The organism is Pseudomonadales bacterium, assembly GCA_024234615.1.
Classification (GTDB): domain Bacteria; phylum Pseudomonadota; class Gammaproteobacteria; order Pseudomonadales; family IMCC2047; genus JAJFKB01.
Genome location: JACKNY010000003.1, coordinates 256,873 through 281,191, shown reverse-complemented (window position 1 = coordinate 281,191; position 24,319 = coordinate 256,873). Strand labels below are relative to the sequence as shown.

18 protein-coding genes are annotated in these 24,319 nt (G+C 48.5%); 13 read left to right on the top strand and 5 right to left on the bottom strand.

Features of this window, described 5'->3' with window-relative positions; genetic code table 11:
• The 4 genes from H6995_13985 (at position 1) to H6995_13970 (ending at position 7,612) form a co-directional block, all read left to right on the top strand.
• On the top strand, positions 1-2,523 hold the full coding sequence (locus H6995_13985; protein ID MCP5216109.1) for an MMPL family transporter: 2,523 nt from the start codon (positions 1-3) through the stop codon (positions 2,521-2,523).
• Positions 2,524-2,561: 38 nt separating this feature from the next.
• On the top strand, positions 2,562-4,547 hold the full coding sequence (locus H6995_13980) for a DUF1302 domain-containing protein (GenBank protein MCP5216108.1): 1,986 nt from the start codon (positions 2,562-2,564) through the stop codon (positions 4,545-4,547).
• 49 nt (positions 4,548-4,596) lie between these two features.
• Positions 4,597-5,913, top strand: coding sequence for a DUF1329 domain-containing protein (locus H6995_13975; GenBank protein ID MCP5216107.1), 1,317 nt, complete (start codon positions 4,597-4,599; stop codon positions 5,911-5,913).
• 199 nt (positions 5,914-6,112) lie between these two features.
• Entirely contained in the window at positions 6,113-7,612 is a 1,500-nt protein-coding gene (locus H6995_13970; protein MCP5216106.1) for an FMN-binding glutamate synthase family protein, read from the top strand.
• Between the two features lie 13 nt (positions 7,613-7,625).
• Here H6995_13970 and H6995_13965 read toward each other — a convergent pair whose 3' ends face one another.
• Positions 7,626-8,006 carry a hypothetical protein gene (locus H6995_13965; GenBank protein ID MCP5216105.1) on the bottom strand — a complete coding sequence of 127 codons (381 nt, stop codon included), beginning with the start codon at positions 8,004-8,006 and terminating at the stop codon, positions 7,626-7,628.
• 166 nt (positions 8,007-8,172) lie between these two features.
• Between H6995_13965 and argS the strand changes: the two genes are divergently transcribed.
• From argS to H6995_13945, 4 genes are all read left to right on the top strand, one after another.
• Positions 8,173-9,915, top strand: a complete 1,743-nt coding sequence (gene argS, locus H6995_13960; protein MCP5216104.1) for an arginine--tRNA ligase — start codon at positions 8,173-8,175, stop codon at positions 9,913-9,915.
• Positions 9,916-10,341: 426 nt separating this feature from the next.
• Positions 10,342-11,979, top strand: coding sequence for a c-type cytochrome (locus tag H6995_13955; GenBank protein ID MCP5216103.1), 1,638 nt, complete (start codon positions 10,342-10,344; stop codon positions 11,977-11,979).
• Between the two features lie 105 nt (positions 11,980-12,084).
• Complete coding sequence (locus tag H6995_13950) at positions 12,085-13,764, top strand: NapC/NirT family cytochrome c (GenBank protein ID MCP5216102.1); 1,680 nt, start codon at positions 12,085-12,087, stop codon at positions 13,762-13,764.
• Positions 13,765-13,844: 80 nt separating this feature from the next.
• Positions 13,845-14,228 (top strand): cupredoxin domain-containing protein, encoded by a 384-nt coding sequence (locus H6995_13945; GenBank protein MCP5216101.1) that lies wholly within the window; start codon positions 13,845-13,847, stop codon positions 14,226-14,228.
• Between the two features lie 12 nt (positions 14,229-14,240).
• On the opposite strand, the gene lhgO is transcribed toward H6995_13945, so the two are convergent.
• Positions 14,241-15,452, bottom strand: a complete 1,212-nt coding sequence (gene lhgO, locus H6995_13940; protein MCP5216100.1) for an L-2-hydroxyglutarate oxidase — start codon at positions 15,450-15,452, stop codon at positions 14,241-14,243.
• 17 nt (positions 15,453-15,469) lie between these two features.
• Positions 15,470-15,952 carry an Lrp/AsnC ligand binding domain-containing protein gene (locus H6995_13935; GenBank protein ID MCP5216099.1) on the bottom strand — a complete coding sequence of 161 codons (483 nt, stop codon included), beginning with the start codon at positions 15,950-15,952 and terminating at the stop codon, positions 15,470-15,472.
• 153 nt (positions 15,953-16,105) lie between these two features.
• On the opposite strand from H6995_13935, the gene ald reads away from it, so the two are divergent.
• Positions 16,106-17,221, top strand: a complete 1,116-nt coding sequence (gene ald, locus H6995_13930) for an alanine dehydrogenase (GenBank protein ID MCP5216098.1) — start codon at positions 16,106-16,108, stop codon at positions 17,219-17,221.
• 87 nt (positions 17,222-17,308) lie between these two features.
• On the opposite strand, the gene H6995_13925 is transcribed toward ald, so the two are convergent.
• On the bottom strand, positions 17,309-18,961 hold the full coding sequence (locus H6995_13925; GenBank protein MCP5216097.1) for an alpha/beta fold hydrolase: 1,653 nt from the start codon (positions 18,959-18,961) through the stop codon (positions 17,309-17,311).
• A gap of 222 nt (positions 18,962-19,183) precedes the next feature.
• A complete protein-coding gene (locus tag H6995_13920) occupies positions 19,184-20,128 on the bottom strand; it encodes a phosphate/phosphite/phosphonate ABC transporter substrate-binding protein (GenBank protein MCP5216096.1) in 945 nt (314 codons plus the stop codon).
• A 424-nt stretch (positions 20,129-20,552) separates the two neighbouring features.
• Between H6995_13920 and H6995_13915 the strand changes: the two genes are divergently transcribed.
• From H6995_13915 to mauD, 4 genes are read left to right on the top strand one after another with little or no spacing between them, the layout of a single operon-like run.
• A complete protein-coding gene (locus H6995_13915; GenBank protein ID MCP5216095.1) occupies positions 20,553-21,977 on the top strand; it encodes an aldehyde dehydrogenase family protein in 1,425 nt (474 codons plus the stop codon).
• 10 nt (positions 21,978-21,987) lie between these two features.
• Positions 21,988-23,139, top strand: a complete 1,152-nt coding sequence (locus H6995_13910; GenBank protein ID MCP5216094.1) for an amine dehydrogenase — start codon at positions 21,988-21,990, stop codon at positions 23,137-23,139.
• Positions 23,140-23,157: 18 nt separating this feature from the next.
• The gene (locus H6995_13905) at positions 23,158-23,688 is read left to right on the top strand and encodes a DoxX family membrane protein (GenBank protein ID MCP5216093.1); all 531 of its coding nucleotides are present in this window, start codon (positions 23,158-23,160) and stop codon (positions 23,686-23,688) included.
• A 4-nt stretch (positions 23,689-23,692) separates the two neighbouring features.
• The gene (gene mauD / locus H6995_13900; protein MCP5216092.1) at positions 23,693-24,316 is read left to right on the top strand and encodes a methylamine dehydrogenase accessory protein MauD; all 624 of its coding nucleotides are present in this window, start codon (positions 23,693-23,695) and stop codon (positions 24,314-24,316) included.
• Positions 24,317-24,319: the final 3 nt, after the last annotated feature.

Here is a 24,319-nt window from a genome sequence, read left to right as displayed (position 1 = left end):
ATGAATCAAGTGACCCACTGGCTGCATAATATAGATAACCTGGTGTTCCGGCATCCGCGCAGCCTGCTGTCGATCATTGCCCTGATCACGGTATTTTTTGCGTTTCAAATTCCCGGTTTAAAGATGTATTCGGACTTTGCCGACCTGTTGCCGCAAAGTCACCCCTATATAGAACTGCACAATGAGATTAAGGACACTTTTGGTGGCGCTAACGTCATCGTGGTTGGGATAGAGATAGAAGACGGCGATATTTTCAGTAATGAAGCGCTGGCCATGATTCATCGTCTCACCCTGGCGGTGGATAACCTGCCGGGGGTGAACCACAACCTGGTATCGAGTTTAACCCACCGTAACTCGCGTAAGATCTGGTTGACCGAACTCGGCAACATCAACTCCGAACCCTACTATAACCCCTTGGGTGAAGCGATGTCAGACGAACAGTTGAACCTGTTACGTCAGGACGTAGTGGCCAACCCACGGATTTATGGTCCACTGGTTTCGCCGGACATGAAGGTGGCCTTGATCAAGGCACAACTGAACGAAGGCCAGTTGGACTACGAGCAGACCTTTGCCCAACTCCAGGCCGTGCGCGACACCGAAGCCCGCGCCGGGGTGAACATTTATGCTACCGGCCAACCGGTACTGGTGGGTTGGGTCTATACCTACAAAGAACAGATCATTGAGATCTTCCTGTTTACCGCGTTAATCATGATTGCCCTGCTGGTATTCCACTTCCGTAAACCCTATGGCGTGCTGATTCCCCTCGGCGGCGTGATTGTTTCTTCGATCTGGGGTGTGGGTATTATCAGTCTGTTCGGCTATAACCTTGATCCCTTAGGCCTGGTGATTCCCTTTCTGATTTCGGCGCGGGCCATGTCGCACGGGATTCAGCTGGTGGAGCGCTATTACAGCGAGCTGGCCGAGTGTGATGATGGCCCTCGCGCGGCCCAGCTCACCTTTGAGAGTCTGTTCCGTCCCGGCACCCTGGGTGTGGTGTCCGATGCCATTGGTTTATTGCTGATTGCCATTGGTTCGATTCCGCTCAACACTAAACTGGCACACTACGCGTCCCTGTGGGCGCTGTCGATTGTCATCACCGTCTTAATTGCGGTGCCGCTGCTACTGTCGATTCTACCCAAGCCCAAGGATATCGAACTCAAAACCAATGTGCTGCGCGCCATCGGTGATGGCTGTGCTCATCTGATGGCCAATAAATCCGCACCGCCCGCTATTCTCAGTGTGGCGGCGCTGTTGTTAATCGGTGGTTTCTACCTCTCATCCCAGGTGACCATCGGGGAAGCCGAGCCCGGCTCACCGATTCTGTATCAGAACCATGATTACAACATCTCCTCCAAGCTGATCAATGACCGCTTTCCCGGCTCCGAAGAGCTGTATATTGTTGCCGAACACGCCGAGAACGGTGGTTTAAAGCGTCCGGAAGTGCTGGCGGCGCTGGCGGATCTGGAGCGGCACATGATGAAGGACCCGGAAGTCGGGGGTGCGAAAGGCCTGCCGGACCTGATCAAGCAGGTCAACCGCCTGTTACATAACGATGACCCGCGTTACTATCAGATTCCGGCCGATCCGGCCTACACCGGTGGGCTGATGTTTACCTACATGGCCTCCAGTCCGATCCCCGGTGCCTTAAAGGAATTCACCGACACCGATGAGCGGGTTGCCAACCTGGTGTTCTTCTACAAGGATCACCAGGGTGAGACCATCCGTCGAGCCATTTATATGGCCAAGCAATGGATTACCGAGAACGAGGGCAAGGTGGACGGTCTGACCATCCGCTTGGCCGGTGGCACCATTGGCGTCACGGCGGCGATGAATGAAGCGGCCTTTGATACCAACAAGCTGGTGTTGCCCTTGGTGTTCTTACTGATTTTCCTGTTTGTGACCCTTTTTTACTCCTCGTTGCAGGCAGGTTTTTTAATGTTCCTGGCAATGCTGTTTGCCACCACCATGACCTATGCCTACATGGGCTTGCAGGAGGTGGGGATTAACATCAATACCGTGCCCATCATTGCGGTGGGGGTGGGGGTTGGGATTGACTACTCGATCTACATGATGGATCGCATCCGTGAAGAGATGGTCAAGCTCAACAACCTGCGCCAGGCGGTAGAGCGAGCGATCAGCACCACCGGACTGGCGATTAGTTTTACCGCCATCACCCTGATTGCGGGGATTGTGATGTGGGTCATTTTATCGGATTTGCGTTTTCAGGCCGATGCGGCACTACTGCTCAGTGTGATGGTGGTGCTCAATGCGCTGGCGGCGCTATTGTTGGTGCCCGCCTGGGTACTGGTGTTTAAACCCGCCTTCATTGGTCAGGTGTATGAAGATGAGGACGGGATTATACAGGCGGGTGCGCCACCAGCGTCCGCCACCAAGGCCGTTCGCCCACAGGCGGGTGCGACACATCAAAAGCAGGGGAAGCAAGGAGCAGTCACGCAGGAGCACAGTAAGCAAGTAGGAGAGGAGATTACCTTGAGCGGGGTAGTGCCCACAGGTAACGACTAATGAAAGGAGCCTTAGGCTCCTGATAATAATGATCCTTAATGAAGGAGAAGACTATGAAAGGTAAGCAACTGTCCGGGAAACTGGGCCTAATCACGGCGGCGGTCACGTTCGCTGCGGGGATCCAAAGTGGCGGTGTACTGGCGGAGGATGTGGAGTGGAGCGGTTTTGCCGAGAATGCCACTTACCACCGTAAGGACGTGGGGATATCTAAATCGCGTTTTGGGGCACAACTGGAGGGGCTGAAGTTTATTGGGGATGTCGGACCGTTCCGTAATGTCAGCATCAATGGGGTGTTACGCCTGAGCTATGATGCGGTATACGATCTGAATGAAGATGACTTCGGTAATCGTGCGGGTGGGGCGGCAACGGTGAACTCCGTAGCCGGTCCTGCGCCGGTAGTGCCGGTTAACGGCTTGGGTATCGGGCCCGCTGGAGGAGCCAATGTGGGGTACTGGGCAGTCAACAATGTCCTTGGTGGCGGCATGCTTCCTAATAACACCTTCGTTGATGTTTATACCAACAACCCCAATGAAGGTATGATCTCCTTGGGTGATCATTTGCGCGATCATGGCGATGGTGTTTCCTTCGGCGTACCGGTACGCCCCTGCGATAAAGACAGCCGGGGTTGTCTTGACGACTACCTGGACTTTGATAAGGAAGAACTGGCAGCGCCGGAGATCTTTAGTGATCGTGGTGACTGGCTGCGAGAGCTCTATATTGACTTCAGCCTACCCATGAGTGGTGGTAATGAGGTTAACTTCCGGGTCGGTAAGCAGCAGGTGATCTGGGGCCGTACGGATTTATTCCGCGTCTTGGACGTACTCAACCCGGTGGACTATTCTCGTCATAATATCTACGACGAACTGGAAGATATTCGTATCCCGATGTGGATGATGAAGTCGGACTTTCGCTTCGGCGCTACCGGTCCCTTTGATGACTTCAATATCCAGCTGATCTGGAACTTCGATAAGTTCCGTCCTAACAACCTGGGTCAGTGTGGCTCAGCCTACGTGATTCTCGATGCCGGTTGTTTCTTTCGCGGCATGAATAATCTATGGGAAAATGGCGGCACCGTAGCTAATTTTGCTAATGGTAGCTTGGCCACCAACTTTGGCCCACACACCATTGGTATTCGTGATGTCGACCTGCCCTCCTGGAGCCTAAGCAATACCCAGGTTGGCTTTAAGGTGGAAGGGGTGATTGGTGACTTCGGTTGGTCCTTGAATGCCTTGACCTACCGCTCTCAGTTACCTTCGCTACGGGCGGGCCACATTCCAGTGGTTGACCCTTTTGCGGGCGGAGCAGCAGCGGTACGCGATTACCTGATTGCCTTTGATATGGTATTCCCACGCGTGAACCTGCTCGGTGGTTCGATTGACTACTACTCACAAGCGATCGATACGGTGTTCCGGGTTGAAGTGGCTTACACCGAAGGTGAAGAGTTTGCCAACACCTTAGAGCGTCGTCTGTTCTCCGAATCAGACGTGGTGCGTTTTGTGATTGGTGCGGATAAGAACATCTTTATCCGTCCGCTCAACAAGACCCGCGCCTTCCTGTTCTCCGCGCAAATCTTTGGTCAGCACATTCTCGATCATGAAACGGCTAGCGCTACTCTAGGTACCGTGGGCATGCCAGACTGGGAAGTCAATCATATCGCGACTTTCTTAGTCAAAGGCTGGTGGATGAATGACCGCCTCAGTCCGCAAATCATCATGGCGCATGATTTTAGAGCGGGCGCTACCGTGGTAGCCCCTTCCATCGACTGGCTGATCAGTGATAACTGGCAGTTGATTCTGGGCGCCAACTACAAAACCGGCGGTGAAGATGAGCAGTTCGATGACTGCCGTCTGTGTAACCCCTTCCCACCCTTTACTTCAGGCCCAGTACCTGAGCATGGTGTTGGGTTTACTTCCGGTTCGGCGGGTCTTTCTGGCTTTGAGCCGTTGGGACGTTTCCGCTCCGGTCCGATCGGTATGGCCGAGAAAGAAGACGAAATACAGCTGACGGTGCGTTATCGCTTCTAAGGCGAGGGCATCGATTTACGACCTTAACTGATAAAAAGGTAGAACTGTTATGACGATAAAAAAACTGATGATCGGCCTGGCGCTCAGTGGTAGCTTGGCCGCTGGAATGACGCACGCGGCGACCGCCGAAGATGTTGAAAACTCCTTTTACCCCTATAAGAGCGGTGTGCCCAGCTTTAACGGGCTGAGTACTGGCATGACCATTAATAGTGGTAATGTGGGCCAGTTCGAATCCATTATTGATCCGGAACTGTTTAAACAGATTCAGAACGGCTGGATGGACATGCAAGTCGGCGCCACCACCTCCTTTGACCTGCACCCCAACTATGTACAGGCCACCCGTGATAACCTCAACAAAGTGTCCCTGGGTGCTGAAGTGGGCCAGATCAACAACTTCGTGGCTGGCCGTCCCTTTCCGGAAGAGCCGGATATGAACGACCCGCGCGCTGGTGAAAAGCTGGCCTGGAACTACAAGTACGGTTATAACTGGGGTGATAACGCCGCCATCTACCCGTTCTACTGGAAGTACCGCAACATGGACAGCGGCAACGTTGAACGTACCATCAAGTTCAACTTCCACTTCCTCAACTTCAAACACCGGGTTAACCAACCCCCGATCCCGGACATAACCCCGAACCCGTCAGAGTTATTCCGTGCTATCTATGTGCAGGTACTTGAACCCTTTGACGTGAAGAACACCCAGCTGTTGATTCAGCGCGCCGAAGATGATCAGAAGCGCGATAATTCCTGGTTGTATCTGGGCTTCCAGCGCCGCGTACGCCGTCTGGCCACTGGTCAGGTGACGGACTCCTTCCTGGGCTCTGACCTGATGATTGAAGACTTTGAGGGCTATAACAACCGTGTCTCCGACATGGCCTGGACCTACAAAGGCACCCGTAACATCATGATGCCCTTCTACAACCACAATGACCTCACCCTCGACCCCGACACACACCAGGACGATGAGGGGTATCAAGTGGTGGCCTTTGCCGGCAAAGGGGGTTGTTATCCCAACATCACCTGGCAGCTGCGTAAGGTGTATGAGGTCGAAGCTGCCCCGGTGGATTCCAATCACCCGATCAGCAAGCGGGTATTCTTTATGGATGCCCAGACCTACACGATTCCGCGCGCCAACATTTATGACCGTGCCGGTAAGCTGTGGAAGACTTGGTTTCTTGGGCAGGCGCACCCGGATCATCATTTAGCCAAGAACAAGGGCACCGGGGTGTCGATTGATGACTCTTTTGCGATGATCGATGTGCAGGCGAACCACTGCACTACCGGTCAGTTCAAAGGTCAGGTCGATCCTGAGCTGAACCCCGTCAGTAAGTTCACGGTGCAAAACCTGCGGGCTACTGGACGATAGGTTTTATCATTTACATAAGGCGCTTACGCTCTAGGGTGTAAGCGCCTTTTTTATTTCTTCGATCAAATCCCAGACCCTTCTGCGAATTAGCCTTGAAATATGCTTTAATTGACCGGCATTAAAATACCTTTTGACTATAACGTCTTTGCTTAGAGTTTTGATTGTACGGCGAAATATTGATTAGAGTAGGGGTACGGGTATGACGGAAGGACTGAATGTGATTGCCAATGCGATGGGTATTTTTGCCGGAATTTTTCTAGCGTTAATACTCCTGGGTCTGTTGTGCATATTATTTATGTACATCATTGATCGCAGCCAAACTAAGCATGCGATTCGGCATAATTATCCGGTGGTCGGCCGATTCCGTTATATGTTTGAGCACTTAGGAGGATTTTTCCGGCAGTACTTTTTTGCTTTGGATCGCGAAGAAATGCCCTTTAACAGAGCGGAGCGCTCATGGGCATACCGGGCAGCGAAAAACCTCGATACCACGGTCGCATTTGGCTCCACGCGCAATCTCAATATTCCTGGGACAGTACTTTTTACTAATTCTAGTTACCCGACGTTGGAGGAGGAAGCAGCGACACCACAGGCCGTCATCATTGGCGAAGGCTGCCGTATGCCCTATCGTGCCACTTCCTTTTATAATATCTCTGGCATGTCTTTTGGTGCTATTTCCAAACCGGCGGTACTGGCCTTGTCCAAGGGCGCACGCATGGCGCGGTGTTGGATGAATACTGGTGAAGGAGGTCTCTCACCTTATCACTTAGAGGGAGGGGCTGATCTCGTATTCCAAGTGGGTACCGCTAAGTATGGCGTGCGAACGCCGGACGGAAAACTTAATGAGGATAAACTACGCGAGCTGGCGCTGAATGATCGCATTAAAATGTTTGAAATTAAAATGAGTCAAGGGGCGAAACCCGGCAAAGGCGGAATTTTACCAGCGGCGAAAGTGACGAAAGAGGTTGCTGAAATTCGCGGGATTACGATAGCACAAGACTCCATCAGTCCGAACCGACACCCTGAGGTTGATGATCCGGATAGTCTTATTGACCTGATCAACCATATTCGGCAAATCAGCGGAAAACCGGTTGGTATAAAGGCCGTTCTCAGTTCGGCACAGGAGCTGGATGAGCTCTTTACCGTTATCGCCAAAAGAGGCGTTGCCTGCGCACCTGATTTTATCGCGCTAGATAGTGCTGATGGTGGTTCTGGTGCCGCGCCACAAAGTTTGATTGATTATATGGGGCTGCCTTTGAAGGAAAGCCTGCCCATGTTAGTGGATAAGCTTCAGGAATACCATTTACGTGAGCGGGTGAAGGTAGTTGCTGCGGGCAAATTAATTACTCCTTCTGGGGTTGCCTGGGCGCTGAGTATTGGTGCAGATTTTGTCACCTCTGCCCGTGGTTTTATGTTCGCACTGGGTTGTATTCAGGCGATGCAGTGTAATAAAAATACTTGCCCCACCGGGATTACCACCCATGATAAGCGACTACAGCGGGGGCTTGATCCAATGGATAAGTCGGAGCGGGTAAAGCACTATGCGCTCAACATGATGCATGAAGTTGAGATGATCGCCCATTCCTGTGGTGTAAAAGAGCCGCGTTTGCTGCGTAGATGTCATGCCAGAATCGTTGGTGATAACGGGCTGTCAATACCATTAAATAAGCTTTATCCGGAAGTAAAAACTATTAATTGAAATGTAAGGCGCTCTATTCGTTGTTTGGGTCTGTTTGCCTACGTCCGGTGTTTTTTCTTCTATCCGGGAGGATGGAGGAAGTTCGGCGTACCGCACGTCTTTCGCTCTGTTTGCGGCGCTGATCTTTGCGCTGATCGGCCTCAGGGGTCAATTCAATTTGGCTGACACCACCGACCAGTGAAATGGCCTGCTGGTACTTTTCGGCTTCGGCTTTCGTGAGGTTATCTTTTATCACGATGTTTCTACCTGAAAACATCCGCCGTAATTTAGCTAAGTGGTCGGGTAGTGCTGGGTTTAGCTTAAACAGCTTGGCCATGCCGATCTTGACTTGGTTAGGTTCAGCATCTGACGCTAATTCGCCTTTAAAGATCACCCGGTAAGCTTCTTTTTTCATTGTGCGCGGAATCTCTTTAATCACTTGTTCTTGGCAATATATCAAATGCTTGGGAAAGACGCATGCTCTGTGCAAGGCTTCGTTTAATAAATCATCGGCTTCGGCTATACTACGCCGCCCCCTTCGGGTTCATTTGGTTTTCAAGTAATTGGTTCAAATTCAGCACATGAATATAAGACAATATCTATCGAATCAGGTTAAGCAGGCAATGGATGCCGCCGGGCTTGCAGCAGAAAACGCCGTTCTACTAACGCAAAGTACGCGTCCTGAATTTGGTCACTATCAGGCTAATGGCGCTTTACCTGCGGCAAAACAAATGAAAACTAACCCGAGAGAATTGGCAGAGGCCATCGTCAAGCAACTGTACTTGACGGATGTTGCGGAAAAAATTGAAATTGCCGGGCCGGGGTTTATTAATATCCATTTATCGCCAGATTGGTTGGCGAGACAGTGTGAAGAATCATTACAGAATTCGCATTTAGGAGTTGCCCGTCATGCTGCCCCTGCAACGGTAGTTGTAGATTATTCGGCACCGAATTTGGCCAAGGAAATGCACGTTGGACATTTGCGCGGCACTATTATTGGTGACGCGGTAGTCCGTGTACTTGAGTTTATGGGCGACAAAGTGATTCGGCAGAACCACATGGGTGATTGGGGTACCCAATTTGGTATGTTGATTGCGCACTTAGAAGATCGATTGTCGGCGGAACAGGCATTGGCTGAAGTCGCGCTGGAAGATTTAGAGACTTTTTATCGGGAAGCCAAAATTCGCTTCGATGAAGATGTCACGTTTGCCAATCGTGCTCGTGAGTATGTGGTAAAGTTACAGGCGGGAGATGCACACTGCTTAAAGTTGTGGCAGAAATTTATCGATGTCTCCATTGCTCATAGCGAAGCGATCTATAAAAAGTTGAAGGTGACCTTATCGCATGAGCATATCATGCCAGAGAGCGCCTATAACGAAGATCTGCCGCACGTGGTAGCTGAACTAAAAGCAAAGGGTTTGGCGGTAACCGATCAAGGTGCACAGGTAGTTTTTCTCGATGAGTTTGCCGATAAAGAGGGCAAACCGTCACCGGTTATAGTACAAAAATCCGATGGCGGTTATCTCTACGCTACTTCAGATTTGGCAGCATTACGCTATCGTAATGATCAGTTAAAGGCAGACCGAGTGCTTTATTTCGTTGATGCCAGACAATCACTCCACCTGCAACAGGTTTATACCATAGCCCGTAAGGCGGGTTGGGTTGGCGAAGAAGTTTCTCTTGAGCATCTTGCTTTTGGCACCATGATGGGAACAGATGGTAAGCCGTTTAAAACACGTAGTGGCGGCACTGTCAAATTGGCTGAATTGTTGGATGAAGCAGTCACAAGGGCAGATCAATTAGTGGCGAGTAAAAACCATGAATTAAGCGCTCAGGAGCGTGCAGAGATCGCTGCAAAGGTTGGTATTGGCGCGGTGAAATATGCCGATTTATCTAAGCATCGCACCAGTGATTACGTGTTTAATTGGGATAGCATGCTGAGTTTTGAGGGCAATACTGCGCCCTATTTGCAATATGCCTATACGCGTATTCAAAGCATTTTCCGTAAAGCGGAGATCGATGCTGAGGCGACGCAACGGGTAATCCAACTCATTGAGCCGAGTGAAGTGCAGCTGGCGTTAAAATTACTACAGTTTTCTGAAACGATTGAGCAAGTTGCTTTGGAATGTACTCCGCATCAACTTTGTGGCTATCTTTACGAACTGGCCAGTGACACCATGGGTTTTTATGAAAACTGCCCAATTCTTAAGCAGGGTATCGCAGCAGAAATACGCGAGAGTCGTTTGCGATTGTGTCAGTTGGCGGAAAGGACGCTGCATACCGGACTCAACCTGCTGGGTATCGAAGTGATGGATAGAATGTAGTGTCAGGGCTCCAGGTTGGTCTCTCCGAACTGGGAAATAGGCTCTAGATTGAAGGCTAAAAGTTAATTTTTAGCGTCATTTTGATAATCAAATTGCTGTAAGTTGATAAAATACCCCCAATAAACTCGGGTGCGTGTGCGTCTCTTTATATTTCTTCGTTCAAAATATAACTCTCTGTTTTTAAATAAATATTCTGTATTTTTCGAGTTACCTCCTAAGTGGTATTTGTCGTTTTTTGACATACTTTTTCGCCAATAACTATTGATCTCGATCAAATTGCTCTATGTGCTAGTCACTATAGTTGTAGTCAGTTATTCGACTCTGAAGAGAGCAAAGATAATTAAGAAGAACAGGTTTTCGCTAAATTCACCTGGGGTAAAAAGGGATAGTGAGAACCGATTTCTACAAAACCAAAGGAGATCATCAATGAAACGCTCTAGACTAGCCCTATCAACACTAGCATTAACGCTAGGTTTAGGTTTGGGGAGTGCTGTGCAGGCTGCGACCAATGCCGCACCGACCTTAACTCCCGCAGAATTTGAAAAAGCTAAATCAATGTACTTTCAACGCTGTGCTGGTTGTCATGGTGTGCTGCGTAAAGGTGCCACTGGTAAAAGTCTGTTACCGAAAGACACCCTAGAAAAAGGTACGCAACGTCTTAGTCGTATTATCGAGTTGGGTACCGAAGGCGGTATGAACAACTTCGATGACACTTTCAGTAAAGCTGAAATTGATTTGTTGGCTAAGTACATTCAGATCGAACCACCTATCCCGCCGGAAATGCCACTTTCATTAATGAAAGAGCGTCACAAGGTTTATATTGATCCTAAAGACTACCCGACTAAACCTTTGCACGGACGTAATTGGGAAAACTTTTTTGTCGTTATCGAACGCGATGCGGGTAAAGTTGCCGTTATCGATGGCGATACCCATGAAGTGATTGACCACATTGATACCGGCTATGCGGTACACGTAATTAAAGCCTCTGAACACCATAACAAAGAGAAAATCGTTGATGGTGGAATTGCTGGTCGTTTCTGGTACACCCAGGGCCGCGATGGCAAGATGACCAAAATTGATTTGTGGCAGAAGCCCGGCAGTATGTTGGTGGCAGAAACGCAAATGGCCTACGATGCGCGTGACGTAGCTGTATCTGGCGATGGAAAATACGTGATTGGTGGTGGTTACTGGCCGCCTCACTTCGTTATTTTGGATGCCAAAACCATGGAGCCGTTGAAAGTTGTTTCGACGCGCGGTATCGATGTTGATGGTAACTATGTTAACGAAGCACGAGTAGCGGCAATCTACACAACTCCAAATGAACCCACGTTCCTAGTCGCGGTAAAAGAGCTGGGTCAAATGTGGCAGGTGGATTACTCTGATCTGGATAATCTGCGCATAGAGCAGATCAATTCAGCCAAGTTCTTGCACGACGGCTTCTTTGATCCAACCGGGCGTTACTTCCAAATTGCGGCAAATGCGTCCGATAAAATGGTTGTCGTTGATACCAAAGAACGTAAGCTTGAAGCTATGATTGATACAGACGCCAAGCCACACCCTGGCCCTGGTGCGAACTGGAATGATCCGAAATGCGGCCCAGTTGCGGGTACTACTCACCTAGGTGTTGGTCTAGTCTCTGTTTGGGGCAATGACCCAGCCAAGCATAAAGATCAAGCTTGGAAGCTGTGCTACGAAGTCGAAACTGAAGGGCCTGGGGTGTTTATTCGAACCCACCCGACCTCTCAGTATGTTTGGGCGGATCAGACTTTACACCCAGAGCCGGAAATTCAGCAAAGTGTGCAGGTTTTCGACAAAAAGACACGTAAAATTGTGAAAACAATCCGCGTGACTAAAGACGAAGGTAAAGTAGCCGTTCATATGGAATACAGCAAAGACGGTAGTGAAGTTTGGGTCTCTGTCTGGAACCGTAAGGACAACAAAAATGCCTCAGGTGAAATTGTTGTCTACGATGCCAAAACTCTTAAAGAGAAAAAACGCATCAAAGGCCTAACTACACCAACGGGTAAGTTTAATGTTTACAACCGTACTAACCACGTAACCTAACTTGTTATGAGGTGAATGTTACGCAGGCGAGGTGGGGGAACCCATCTCGCCTTTTTAACCTGACGACAGATCCATTATTTTCTTCTTTCCTGGGGAGTCCCTGTGATGGGAATAACAAACAAATTAAAAAGCTGGCTTTCCAATAAGCTGATATTAGGCACTACAATTGGTACCGCTCTGATATTCATGTTGGCAGGCGTTATCTTCTGGGGTGGTTTTAACACGGCGATGGAGGCGACCAATACGCTTGGTTTCTGTATCAGCTGCCATGAGATGGAAGAAAATGTCTATCAAGAGTACACCAAGACGATCCACTACACTAACCGTAGCGGTGTGCGTGCAACCTGTTCAGATTGCCACGTGCCGGATCCTTGGGTCTACAAATTCGTACGTAAAATCAAAGCTTCCAATGAATTGCTGCATAAAGCCTTAGGCAGTATTAATACGCCAGAAAAATTTGATGCTAAGCGCCTAAAACTGGCTAAAAATGTTTGGCATGACATGAAGGATACCAATTCACGAGAGTGCCGTAACTGCCACGACTATAACACCATGACCCCGGAAACTCAGAAACCTCGGGCGCGTAAACAGCACATGAATGCGATGCAGGCCGGTAATACCTGTATCGATTGCCATAAAGGTATTGCGCACAAAGCGGTTCATGATCAGTTAGCAGATGAAGAGCTGGATAAGTTAACGGCACCAAAACCTGACCGTGCAATTCCGTTACCACCGCAGTGGGTTAAGTTTTTGGAAGAGCAGGCGGCGGCGAAAGAGTCAAATGAACAACCGGCTGCAACAAACTTTGCTGAAGATGTCGCTATCGCGCAGGCAACTTCAGTCGTGGCGGATATTGTTGGCGCAGCACCAGTCAGCACCTCATCACTTGATTGGAGTCCTGCCCCGGTGCGTAATGTTACTGTGTTTTATCCGGGCGAGGCCTCGATGGAGTGGGTGTTAGGCCGTAGGCACGGCGGCGCTCGTTCCTTCAAAAAGGGTGATCGTTGTGTTGATTGCCATGATGAAGAAACGGCGGACATAGGACAGAAAATAGTTTCCGGTGAAAAGCTTGAGTCTCAGGTGATACCCGGCAAGCGAGGAAGTATTCCGGTGGTAGTACAAGCAATGCACGATAAGGAAAACCTGTATTTGCGATTTCAGTGGGCCGATACCGAGCATGCGCCGGTACCCTTCGTGGAGGGTGGCAAGATGGATAGTAAAAATGCTATGAAATTGGCCGTCATGCTGGCTACGGATGATGTGGAATATGCTGATAGAGCTGGTTGCTGGGGCACCTGTCATGCCGATCTCAACAGTATGCCATATGCACCGCAGGGTCAGGATGTGACGAAGTATCTCACTGAAAGCCGAACGGATATTGAGATTCGTGGCCGCAACGACAAGCCCTTGGGTGGTTGGGATCAGCGCAAAACCGAAGATGAAATCAAGGCGGAATTCAGTGCAGGACATTACATGGACATCATTCGCTATAAAGCCGGAGAAGACAAAGTGGAAGATGGTGCGATCTTGGCAGATCGAGTCATGCACGAAAATTCCATCGGCGAGTTTAATGCCATTAATCAGAATGGTCAGTGGGTCGTTGAAATCAAACGACCACTCAAGTCTGACCGGCCGGATGATATTAGTTTAGCGCTGGATCAGGTCTACAATTTTGGTTTTGCTATCCACGATGATTACAGTAATGCGCGTTATCACCATGTTTCATTGGGCTATAAGTTGGCGTTTGATAATGCTGAGGTTGAGGTTAACGCGGTTGAGCGATAAACGTTCGGGGGGTTCCCCGCAAAATTGCGGGGATTTAAAGTCACCGAAACAAAATGTTAGCATAGGTGGTATCGATATTCGTGATTAAATCACTGATAAAGGTAGACAAAATGATGGGGCAATATCTCTGCGCTGTACTCAATAATAAACACCTATTTTTGGTTATTATGCTGATTCTAGCCAATCTTGCTCAGGCCGATACAGTTGAGGTGGAAATTTTTAAAAAACAGTACATCCCTCAAGAGCTGACAATTAATAAAGGCGACACAGTCCGCTGGGTAAATAAGGAAAAACGCCAGTACCATAGTGTTTATTTTGAGGCGCTAGATGAAAAGGATGGTGAGTATTTCTGGCCTGACGAAGTGTTTGAGCGAACCTTTGAGAGAGCAGGTAGTTTCCCTTACCGCTGTGGTCCTCATCCCGAAATGACGGGCATAATTCATGTTCGCGGAGATGATAAATAGCACACTGTGCATTCAACGCCGGCTTAATTTATCGTGCTTTAAACGAATTTTTTCACAGATATAGTTGCCGATGGGGATGGCGGACGTTGCAGCCGGAGAAGGTGCATTGCACACATGCAAAGACCTGTGCGACTCAGCAAATAAAAAATCCTGTACCATCGAGCCGTCTTTTAAAACTGCCTGCGCACGGATTCCGGTGGCATGAGGTAGTAAGTCGTCTGTTTGGATTTGAGGACAATATTTCTGCACCTGTTTCAGGTAGCTTGACTTGAACCAGGCATTTTTGAGCTCCACTAAACCGGGTATGAATTGCTGCTTCATACTAGCCCAAAAACCAGGAAAGCTAAGCATTTCATAGCTGTCTTTTATATTCAGGTTAAATTTGCCGTAGCCTTCGCGCTTCCAGCCCAGCAGCGCGTTAGGGCCAACCGTGATTGAGCCATCGATCATGCGGGTCAAGTGCACCCCAAGGAAGGGTAAGGCGGGATCAGGAATTGGGTAGACCAGATGCTTGATCAGCCCGTTGAGCCGAGCAGGAAGTTGATAGTACTCACCACGAAAGGGAATGATCTGGAAATCAATCGGAATGCTAAGTAGTCGCGCCATGCGATCCGCCATCAAACCTGCGCAAGTGATTAAAAAGCGACAGCGAAATGTGTCATGCTTAGTGTTTACTAACACTTCCTCGCTGGACTCAGATAAGCCAACAACTTCGTGCTCTAGTAAATACTTGCCGCCAGCAGTGCTAAATTCTCTAGCCATCCGTCGAGACACCGCTAAGTAATCAACGATCCCTGTTGTTTCCACATAAAGGGCGCCAATACCGTTTATTGCCGGTTCTCTATCCTTGAGTTGGTTTTGGCTTAATGCCGTGACGCTGATCTGGTTTTGCTCGCAGCGTTCGCGCAATGCTGCCATGCGCTGTGCTTCAAGCTTATTAGTTGCAACCAAAAGCTTTCCACATTGCTGATAAGGTATGTTGTAGCGATGACAAAATGTCAACGTGGCGGCGAGACCTTCACGGCAAAAACGCGCTTTCAAACTACCCGGAGCATAGTAGACACCAGCATGGATAACCCCGCTATTGCGACCGGTTTGGTGTTGGGCGAAATCGGACTCTTTTTCCAACAGTAGAATTGAGGGTTGCGGTTGTTGCTGCTGTAGTTGCCAGGCCGTGGCTAGTCCAATAATACCGCCGCCAATAATGATGTAGTCATAAATCATGCTGTCCGGCTCTTGGGTTATTGATAAGAGATAGGAATGGTCAAGGTCTCTTTGACCGCCTCCATTACCACGATACTGGTAGACTCGTTCACACCCGGCACCGTTAGCAGTGTCTCGCCGAGAAACTCTCTATAGGCAGCCATATTGGCAACCCGAGCTTTCAGCAGGTAGTCAAAATTACCGGACACCAAATAACATTCTTGTACTTCCGGCAAGTTAATCACCGCGTGCTTAAAATCCTCAAAGGTTTCGGGAGAGGTGCGGGCGAGTCGAATCTGTACAAATACAATTAGTCCGGCGTCTAGGAACTCGGGCGTTAGGATGGCGGTGTAACCCTTGATATAGCCCTCTCTTTCCAGACGTTTAACCCGCTCTATGCAGGGCGTTGTGGTCAAACCGACTTGACGTGCGAGTTCGGCGTAGGAGGTGCGTCCTTCCTGTTGCAGAATGCGGAGAATGTGTCGGTCAATTCGGTTTAATTGTGCGGCAGAGGGTTTCATACGGGTGGTTTAAATAGTTGGAATTACTGTTTTTTTAAAAATAGTAGTTGAAACGACTATTTTATTCATTAAATAAAGAAAAAACACTAGATTATTATCAATATAATAGCCACATATTCTAAATATAAAATCTAATCTATTAGGGGGTAAAAAATGTTGATTGGTGTGCCAAAAGAAATAAAAAATCATGAGTATCGTGTTGGTTTAGCGCCAAGTTCTGTACGGGAGTTGGCGGCGCATGGCCATGTGGTGGTGGTGGAGCGAAATGCAGGCGCCTCTATTGGTTTTACCGATGACCAATATATTGCCGCTGGAGCGAGAGTTGAGGAGTCGGCGGAGCAAATATTCGCGCAGGCTGAGATGATCATTAAGGTTAAAGAACCGCAGCCCAACGAGTGCAAAATGCTACGAGAAGGGCAGTTGCTCTATACTTATTTGCATTTAGCGCCAGATCCTCAGCAGACAGAGTTGTTGGTGGCTTCCGGCGCGACTTGTGTTGCCTATGAAACGGTGACAGATGCACGTGGTGGATTACCGCTGTTAGCACCGATGAGCGAAGTGGCGGGGCGTATGTCGATTCAGGCCGGGGCGCATCATCTGGAGAAAGCCCAGGGTGGTTCGGGTGTGCTCTTGGGTGGTGTGCCTGGCGTTGCTCCAGGGAAAGTGCTTATTATCGGTGGCGGCGTAGTTGGCACCAATGCTGCACAAATGGCGGTGGGCATGCGTGCCGATGTGATAATTTTGGATCGCTCAACACCTCGCTTGCGTGAGCTGGATGATTTGTTTGGTAATCAAATTAAAACGGTTTACTCCACAGTTGACGCTATTGATTATTATTCAGCCAGTGCAGATTTAGTGATCGGTGCGGTACTCATTCCTGGTGCTGCGGCACCCAAGTTGTTACGTAAAGAACATCTGGCGAATATGCGACCTGGCTCGGTGGTTTGCGATGTGGCTATCGATCAAGGTGGCTGCTTTGAAACGTCGAAAGCGACCACCCATCAGTCGCCGACCTATGTCGTGGACGATATTATCCATTATTGTGTGGCGAATATGCCCGGTGGTGTCGCTCGTACATCGACGATGGCATTGAATAATGCAACCCTGCCTTTCGCTCTGGCCTTGGCAAACAAAGGTTACAAGCAAGCACTGTTGGATGACCCACATTTAATGAATGGCCTGAATGTACATCAGGGTAAAGTTACCTATCGAGCAGTGAGTGATGCGCTTGATTATGATTATGTCCCAGCCAAAGAGGCATTAGGCTAATCAGTAAGTAGGACTTGCGGTTGGGGTAGTGTGGCTTTTTCGTGCGGAAGCCGACGACTCCCCCCGCCATTCCATAGTGAGATAAAGTCACTCGATGACGTATTTGCCGGGCGCGGGAGCCAAAGGTGGAAATTCGGTGTTGCCAAGTTTATGTAAGTTATTTTTTGTATTTGTACTCCGTTGTTGTAGCCAATCAATCCAGTGTGACCACCAGGAGCCTTGATGTTGGGTGGCCTCCGATAGCCAGTCACTGTAATTTTCATCAGCTCGAGTATTGGTATAAAAACGGGCGGCTTTACTGCCTTCGGGACAAATGAGAGAGCGCATATGGCCACGATTTACCAGCACAAACTCGCGTTGACCACTCAACTTTAAGCTGCTTTGGTAACAGTATTCCCAGGGCGTGATGTGGTCACTGGAGCCAGCGACAAAGTATTTATCACCAGTTATCAATGACAAGTCGACAGGATAGCCACACAAAGTAAGGTGGCCTGGTTGCAGCAGATAATCGTCGCTATAGAGATCAAGAAAATCACAGAATAGTGAGTTGGGTATGCGTGGTATATCGGTATTCCAGTAGCGAACATCAGCGGTAGGCTGATCCTCCCCTGCAAAATAATTACAAGTCCAGGCATTCCAGAGCAAACAATTGGGTCGTAACCAGGCAAACATACGTGCTAATTCCTTACCCTCCAAAATGCCTCTTAGTTTGAGTAGAGTTTTAGCCGCCAGTAGCATTTGTTGACTGATGGCAATACCCACCTGCGCGCGTGTCTGCGTATAAAAATTAGTAACAACAAAACTTGCTGTGGTTGCTTCGATGCCATCGCGTTGTGCGAGGATGCTGCTTAGTAACGCTGCGAATATGCCTCCTGCGGAGTAGCCAAATAAATGGAGTTTTGTATTTCCCGAGATGGCATGGACAGTTTCGGTAGCATCCAGGAGTGACTCAATATAAGACTCTAGATTCCAATGCTTGTGTTTCTGGCTGGGGTTGCGCCAACTTAAAGTAAAGACTTGGAACCCGGCTTCAACCAGATAATGGGTTAGGCTGTTATGCGGATATAGATCATAGATATAGAACTTGTTGATGGGTGATGAAATTAACAAAATGGGTTCGCGATACACCTTGGCGGAGACAGTTTTATATTGAATTAATTCGAGCAGCTCGTTGCGAAAAACAACTGAGCCTGCGGTGATCGCGATATCCTTGCCAATGGTTAGTTTGCTTGACACCGAGGAGATTACGGGTTCTTCGAGTCCCAGCACATCACTCGTCATGCGATTAAGTCCGTGAACCAGACTGGCGCCGCGTGCTTTGATCGTGTGCTGAACGGCATCTAAACTAGCTCCCGGATGGCTAGGAGAAAGCGAATGGGTAAGCCGTTCGATAGCGGTTTTTGCCTGGAGTTTTTCATCTTCGCTGAGCGGGGTTTCGTCGATCAACCCTTGTAGGTAGCCACACCAGGCAAGGTAGGTTTGCATTGACGCCTTATAGATGGGGTTGGTTTCCCAGGCGGGGTCTTTAAAGCGATAATCATTTAGCCCCGGCTGTAAGGTTGATTTTCCGGAGATGATACGAGTGAGTTCCGTGCCCAGGCTGACAAGTTGCGGGGTAAATAGCAGTGGCAACGAGATACCGACTCGCGCCATTGATGTAAAGGTTTCCCAGGTATTGAAGCTGCGTCGGTCCGTTTTTGTCGGATGAACGCTGTCGGGGCTGGCTTTTTTTCCAGTCATAAAGCCTCTCTAAACTTTCGGTTCGCCTTTAACGATTTGATATTAATTGTTTTTTTGCTGAAGAGCTTATAACTGCACGCGAGCTCCCATTATCATGAATCAAGTTGGTTTAAGTCAAATAACTTCAGGAGAGGACAACGGGGTTGTCTTATTGTTGATTTTAGGTAATTAACGACGTCTTAAAAGCAGTTTAGATAAAATGCCGGCTCAGCTAAAGGCTGGTTAATTTGGTGTACTGAACAGATAAGAAAATTTCTTTATTTCTTCCAGGCGTATCAGCGTTTCTTCGTCTAGCTCGTCAAAGCGTTTGGTTTTTTGATAACGCTTGAGTGCGCGCGATGCCTGTGGATCATTGTGTGCATTGAGCAAGAGTGCTTTGGTGCGGGCTTTAATATTAGCGTCTAGATCACTTCGAATGACTTCGATGGCGCGTGGGATAGCGCTGGAACGGTGAATAATGTGATAGTTGCGTTTGTGGGCGATAGGGATATGATCCGGTTTGTCCCAGTCCAAATTGCTAATGGCACCAGCGTCGGCAACACCGCGAATCACGAGCTGAGAGGTGTGTTGTTCAGCGCCGCTGAAGATATAGCCAATCATGTCATCCGGTACTATGAAGTTTTTAGATTCTTTTGCGACTAATGTATACCCCTGACGCAATAACGTTGCTAACGGTAGCATGTATGCGCTGGTTGAGCCGGGATCTTCAAATGCCAACGTTTTTCCAGGTAAATCGGAAAGTTGGTTAATGCCGCTGTCATTGCGAGCAAAGATGATAGAGTAATAGGTGGGAACCCCTTTCTTCCATTTTCGTACAATAGGTTCAGCGGGTGCTTCTAAAGTATAGAGCATTGCGGAAAAAGGGGTTTCAGTTACCAAGTCAACCTTGCCCTGCTTCAGGAATTGGATCATTTCCTCATTATTTTTGGCGAGCAGTACTGCGCCTGATTGAATGCCTAAGTCGGACATGTTTTTAGCGAGATATGCTGCCATCGGAGCCAGCATTTTACGGTGTTTTCTAAAGTTGCTGCTGACCTTTCCAACCACAAAGGTTGAGCGATTAATCACCTGCTTGTCTTGCAGTTCTATTGATGGCTCGGCAAAGGAAAAATGGGTAAAGAAGAGAATAAACACTGCAAAACATCGTGTAGTTTTAACCCTTAGCATAGTGATAATGTCGGTTAACCTGCGGTTTGAAAAGGCTTAGTTTGCACTTAAAGAGGAGTGACTGGTGACAATCAAAAAGCGCCTATTCTATAACAATTAAGGGTGGGGTTGAATAGAGTGTGAATTTCAGAGTTTGGTTTGTCTTTCCATTTTTTGTTCGATGCTGAATGAGGATCCTTCAAGAACTTCTCTCTAATACAATCCTGACTTCCCTGTAGAGCAAGAAAAGATTGAGGGAATTTGTTCTACTTGCTACCCTGGATTGCTATCAGGGTGTCAAGGAGGTCATCACCAAGGGGTGATCTAATCAAGGTGACTATAAAAGGCCTAGCGAACCCTAAGGTTAGATTAGGTTGGTAAGCAGTTTTCGACAATTTTTTATAGAACAGGCAGAGCGTTAAAAGCGCCTAAATGAGGATATGATATGGCTCAGTATTCGTTAATTATTGATGGTAAGAAGGTTGATACCCAAGACTACTTCGATGTGTTAAACCCAGCGACAGAAGCATTGGTTGCCCAGTGTCCAGTGGCCAAGCAAGAACATTTGGATCAGGCTGTTGTCGCCGCACAAAAGGCGTTTAAGACCTGGAGTAAGGTTGATATGGCAACCCGCAAGCAAAAAATTAATGAGGTTGCGGATAAAATCGAGGCTCATTTTGACGAGTTGGCCGCGCTCATTACACAGGAACAAGGTAAACCCTTGCAAGGGTTTGCTGGGCTGGGTTCTGGCTTTGAAGTGGGTGGTTGTGTGGCTTGGTGTCGTTATACCACGACTTTAGACTTGCCGGTGGCCATTTTGCAGGATGATGATGAATGCCGGGTTGAATTGCACCGTAAACCTTTGGGTGTCGTGGGCTCCATTACGCCTTGGAATTGGCCGCTAATGATCGGCATTTGGCATGTGATTCCCGCCATCATGACGGGCAATACCGTCGTGATTAAGCCGTCATCCATGACCCCGTTATCCACCATTAGATTCGTTGAGTTGGCAAATGAAGTGCTGCCAGCAGGCGTGCTAAATATCGTTACTGGTGAAGGCGGTTTAGGGCGCTTGATCACCAGCCATCCGGGTATTCAAAAGATTGTATTCACCGGCTCGACCCCGACCGGCAAAGGTATTATGAAGAGCGCGGCGGATACGCTGAAAAAGGTAACTTTGGAGCTGGGCGGAAATGATGCGGGTATCGTCCTCCCAGATGTTGATGTCAATGCCATCGCCCCCAAAATATTTGCCACATCGTTTATTAATTCGGGGCAGACTTGCGCGGCGCTCAAGCGTCTCTACGTTCATGAAAGCATCTACGATGACATGTGTGCGGCGCTAACGCAATTTGCGGAAAATGTTAAAATGGGCAACGGTATGGACGATGGGGTTGATTTTGGGCCCGTACAAAACCGCGCCCAGCTGGATATTGTGCGTGAGTTGGCTGATGCGGCCAGAGCTGATGGTGGGCGCTTCCTGGTAGGCGGCGAAGCGATGTCGGGACCAGGATACTTCTACCCGTTAACCTTGGTGGCAGACGTAACCGATGGTTGTCGTCTGGTTGATGAAGAGCAGTTTGGGCCGATTCTACCTATTATTAAGTATTCGGATATCGATGAGGTTATCGAGCGTTCTAACAATAACCCCAATGGTCTCGGCGGTTCAGTTTGGTCGAATGATATCGATAAAGCTAAAGCAATTGCGGCTCGTATGGAATGTGGTTCGGTGTGGATTAATGGCCATGCGTTGGTTAAACCACACGTGCCCTTCGGTGGTGTGAAAGATTCGGGGCTGGGTGTTGAATTTGGTCAAATCGGTTTAGAGGAATACACTAACGTTCAAGCTGTTCACATCGAAAAAGCCTGAGGACAACTTCATGAACAATAAGGTTGTTTTTTTTATAGGGATGCTGCTGAGCTGTTTAGTTCAAGCGGAAATAAAGCCCGAAACAATCGGCAAGATTAATACTCTGCCGGTACCCTACCCATCAGATTGGGTGATCGTTCACGATGCGGCCTTCTTTCATATGCTGGAAGGTAAGATGATCGTGCTTGATACAAGTGCTGAGACCTTAGGTGAACAGTATAAAGGAATGTTTAATAATTCCTTTATCGGGCAATTTATTCAGTCTAGCAAGCGACCGGAAATGTATGTCGGCGAAACCTTTCATGCGCGCGGTAATCGTGGAGAAAGAACCGACGTATTGACCATCTATGATAAAGCAACCTTAACACCAATCGATGAAATTGTGTTGCCGGGAGGCAAGCTCATGAAGTCGATGCCCGAAAAGCAGTCTATTGCTTTGATTGATGATGAACGATTGCTACTCATTTCTAATTTTACGCCGGCTTCATCGGTAACCGTTGTCGACTTGGTAGCGCGTAAAATTCTGAGTGAAGTACAGACGCCTGGTTGTGCATTAATTTACCCCACTGGGGCGCGTGGGTTTAGCTCCCTCTGCAGCAATGGTGCGATGTTGTCAATTCAGCTCGATAAAAACGGGCAGGTAGCCGAGGAAAATCGAACGGAAGTATTTTTTGATACCGATAAAAATACACTGTTTGAAAAGTCCGCAATTATCAATGGTATTGCATATTTTCCGGGCCTGGCCGGTCAGGTTCAGCCCATCGATTTGAGCAAAAACAAGCCAAAGATACTGAAACAATGGTCTTTGATCAGTACTGAAGAACGTACTCAAGGTTGGCGTCCGGGCGGCTGGCAATTATTGGGTGCGGATGATAGCGGTCGTCTGTATATACTCATGAACCCGGAGAGTTTTAATGGCAGCCACAAGGATGGAGGGCCTGAAGTTTGGGTCTTTAATGCCAAAAAGGGTAAACGAGAACAGCGTATAAAGTTGAATAGCTGGGGTATTTCGCTGGCATTGACCTCGGGGAAAAATCCCAGATTGGTGGTCACGACGCCGGAAATGAACCTGGAAGTGTATGACGCAAAAACGGGTAAATTTATTCGCACTCTGAGTGACTTTGGCCAGGAAACACCCTTCGTGGTGTATCCGGCTCAGTAGACTGAGGCAAAAGTGACGATGGAACCCGTCAGCATTCTTCTGGCATCAATTTTTTTGGCTTGGCTATTTGTTACCGCTGGGTGGCATAAGGTACGAGAGCCGCAGCATTATATCCGTGTGATTAATGCCTATGACTTACCTCTGCTGGAAGGAAGCCAGTCACTGGTCTGGAGTATCGCCGGGCTGGAACTGGTCATTGCTGTTGCATTATTGATGGTTTGGACGCGACCCTATGCAGCATTGCTGGCTGCTGTGCTGCTGGTAATTTATGGAATGGCCATTGGTGTTAATATTTTGCGTGGCAAACGCGATATTGATTGTGGCTGTAGTGGCCCGTTAGGTCGGCAGCCGCTGAGTGGTTGGTTGTTGTGGCGCAACGCTTCGTTAGTATTGATCGCACTTTATGCGAGTTCTCAAATGGCGGTGCAATCAATAGGATGGTTTGACTGGGTCGTCATTTTGTTTGGGTCTTTGCTCGCCATACTGCTTTATCAAATATGTGAGCGCCTATCGTTTAATAGCCATTTATTGGTGAGATTACGGGGTTAGTATGTTGCAGACGTTGGTCATATCAAACATTTTGCTCTGGATAGCAGTAGTGATTTTAGCCTTGGTAGTTTTTGCCTTGGCGCGTCAAATTGGCGTGCTCTACGAGCGCGTAGCTCCGGCGGGCGCACTCATGGTGAATAAGCAGCTTGAGGTGGGTATGGATGCGCCAAAGGTAGCTGCCGAAACACTATCAGGCAGTGTTATCGAGATCGGCGGCGCACCTGCAAGTGGCCGCAGCCAGCTACTATTCTTCCTTTCTCCGGATTGCCCGGTGTGTAAAACGTTATTGCCAGTTATCAAGTCGGCAAGTAGTAGCGAAAAGGATTGGGTTGATCTGGTTTTAGCCAGCGATGGTGAAGAACAACCGCATGCTACCTATGTGAAGGCGCATAATTTGGAGAGTCAGCAGTATGTCATCTCTGAAGTTCTGGGGAGAACCTATGGGGTGGGGAAGTTACCCTATGCGGTGCTGATTGACGAACAGGGTAAAATAGCCTCAATGGGCATCGTTAATTCCCGGGAGCATTTGGAAAGTTTGTTTGAAGCGAAAGAGCACCAGGTCGCTTCAATTCAGGAATACATGAGTAAACAACAAAACGACAACAGTCTTTACACAGAAGTTCGATAGGAG

Excerpts from the sequence above, each read along its gene's own strand:
- H6995_13985 (MCP5216109.1), top strand. The coding sequence starts at position 1 with ATGAATCAAGTGACCCACTGGCTGCATAATATAGATAACCTGGTGTTC.
- H6995_13980 (MCP5216108.1), top strand. The coding sequence starts at position 2,562 with ATGAAGGAGAAGACTATGAAAGGTAAGCAACTGTCCGGGAAACTGGGC.
- H6995_13975 (MCP5216107.1), top strand. The coding sequence starts at position 4,597 with ATGACGATAAAAAAACTGATGATCGGCCTGGCGCTCAGTGGTAGCTTG.
- H6995_13970 (MCP5216106.1), top strand. The coding sequence starts at position 6,113 with ATGACGGAAGGACTGAATGTGATTGCCAATGCGATGGGTATTTTTGCC.
- H6995_13965 (MCP5216105.1), bottom strand. The coding sequence starts at position 8,006 with ATGAAAAAAGAAGCTTACCGGGTGATCTTTAAAGGCGAATTAGCGTCA.
- argS (MCP5216104.1), top strand. The coding sequence starts at position 8,173 with ATGAATATAAGACAATATCTATCGAATCAGGTTAAGCAGGCAATGGAT.
- H6995_13955 (MCP5216103.1), top strand. The coding sequence starts at position 10,342 with ATGAAACGCTCTAGACTAGCCCTATCAACACTAGCATTAACGCTAGGT.
- H6995_13950 (MCP5216102.1), top strand. The coding sequence starts at position 12,085 with ATGGGAATAACAAACAAATTAAAAAGCTGGCTTTCCAATAAGCTGATA.
- lhgO (MCP5216100.1), bottom strand. The coding sequence starts at position 15,452 with ATGATTTATGACTACATCATTATTGGCGGCGGTATTATTGGACTAGCC.
- H6995_13935 (MCP5216099.1), bottom strand. The coding sequence starts at position 15,952 with ATGAAACCCTCTGCCGCACAATTAAACCGAATTGACCGACACATTCTC.
- ald (MCP5216098.1), top strand. The coding sequence starts at position 16,106 with ATGTTGATTGGTGTGCCAAAAGAAATAAAAAATCATGAGTATCGTGTT.
- H6995_13925 (MCP5216097.1), bottom strand. The coding sequence starts at position 18,961 with ATGACTGGAAAAAAAGCCAGCCCCGACAGCGTTCATCCGACAAAAACG.
- H6995_13920 (MCP5216096.1), bottom strand. The coding sequence starts at position 20,128 with ATGCTAAGGGTTAAAACTACACGATGTTTTGCAGTGTTTATTCTCTTC.
- H6995_13915 (MCP5216095.1), top strand. The coding sequence starts at position 20,553 with ATGGCTCAGTATTCGTTAATTATTGATGGTAAGAAGGTTGATACCCAA.
- H6995_13910 (MCP5216094.1), top strand. The coding sequence starts at position 21,988 with ATGAACAATAAGGTTGTTTTTTTTATAGGGATGCTGCTGAGCTGTTTA.
- H6995_13905 (MCP5216093.1), top strand. The coding sequence starts at position 23,158 with ATGGAACCCGTCAGCATTCTTCTGGCATCAATTTTTTTGGCTTGGCTA.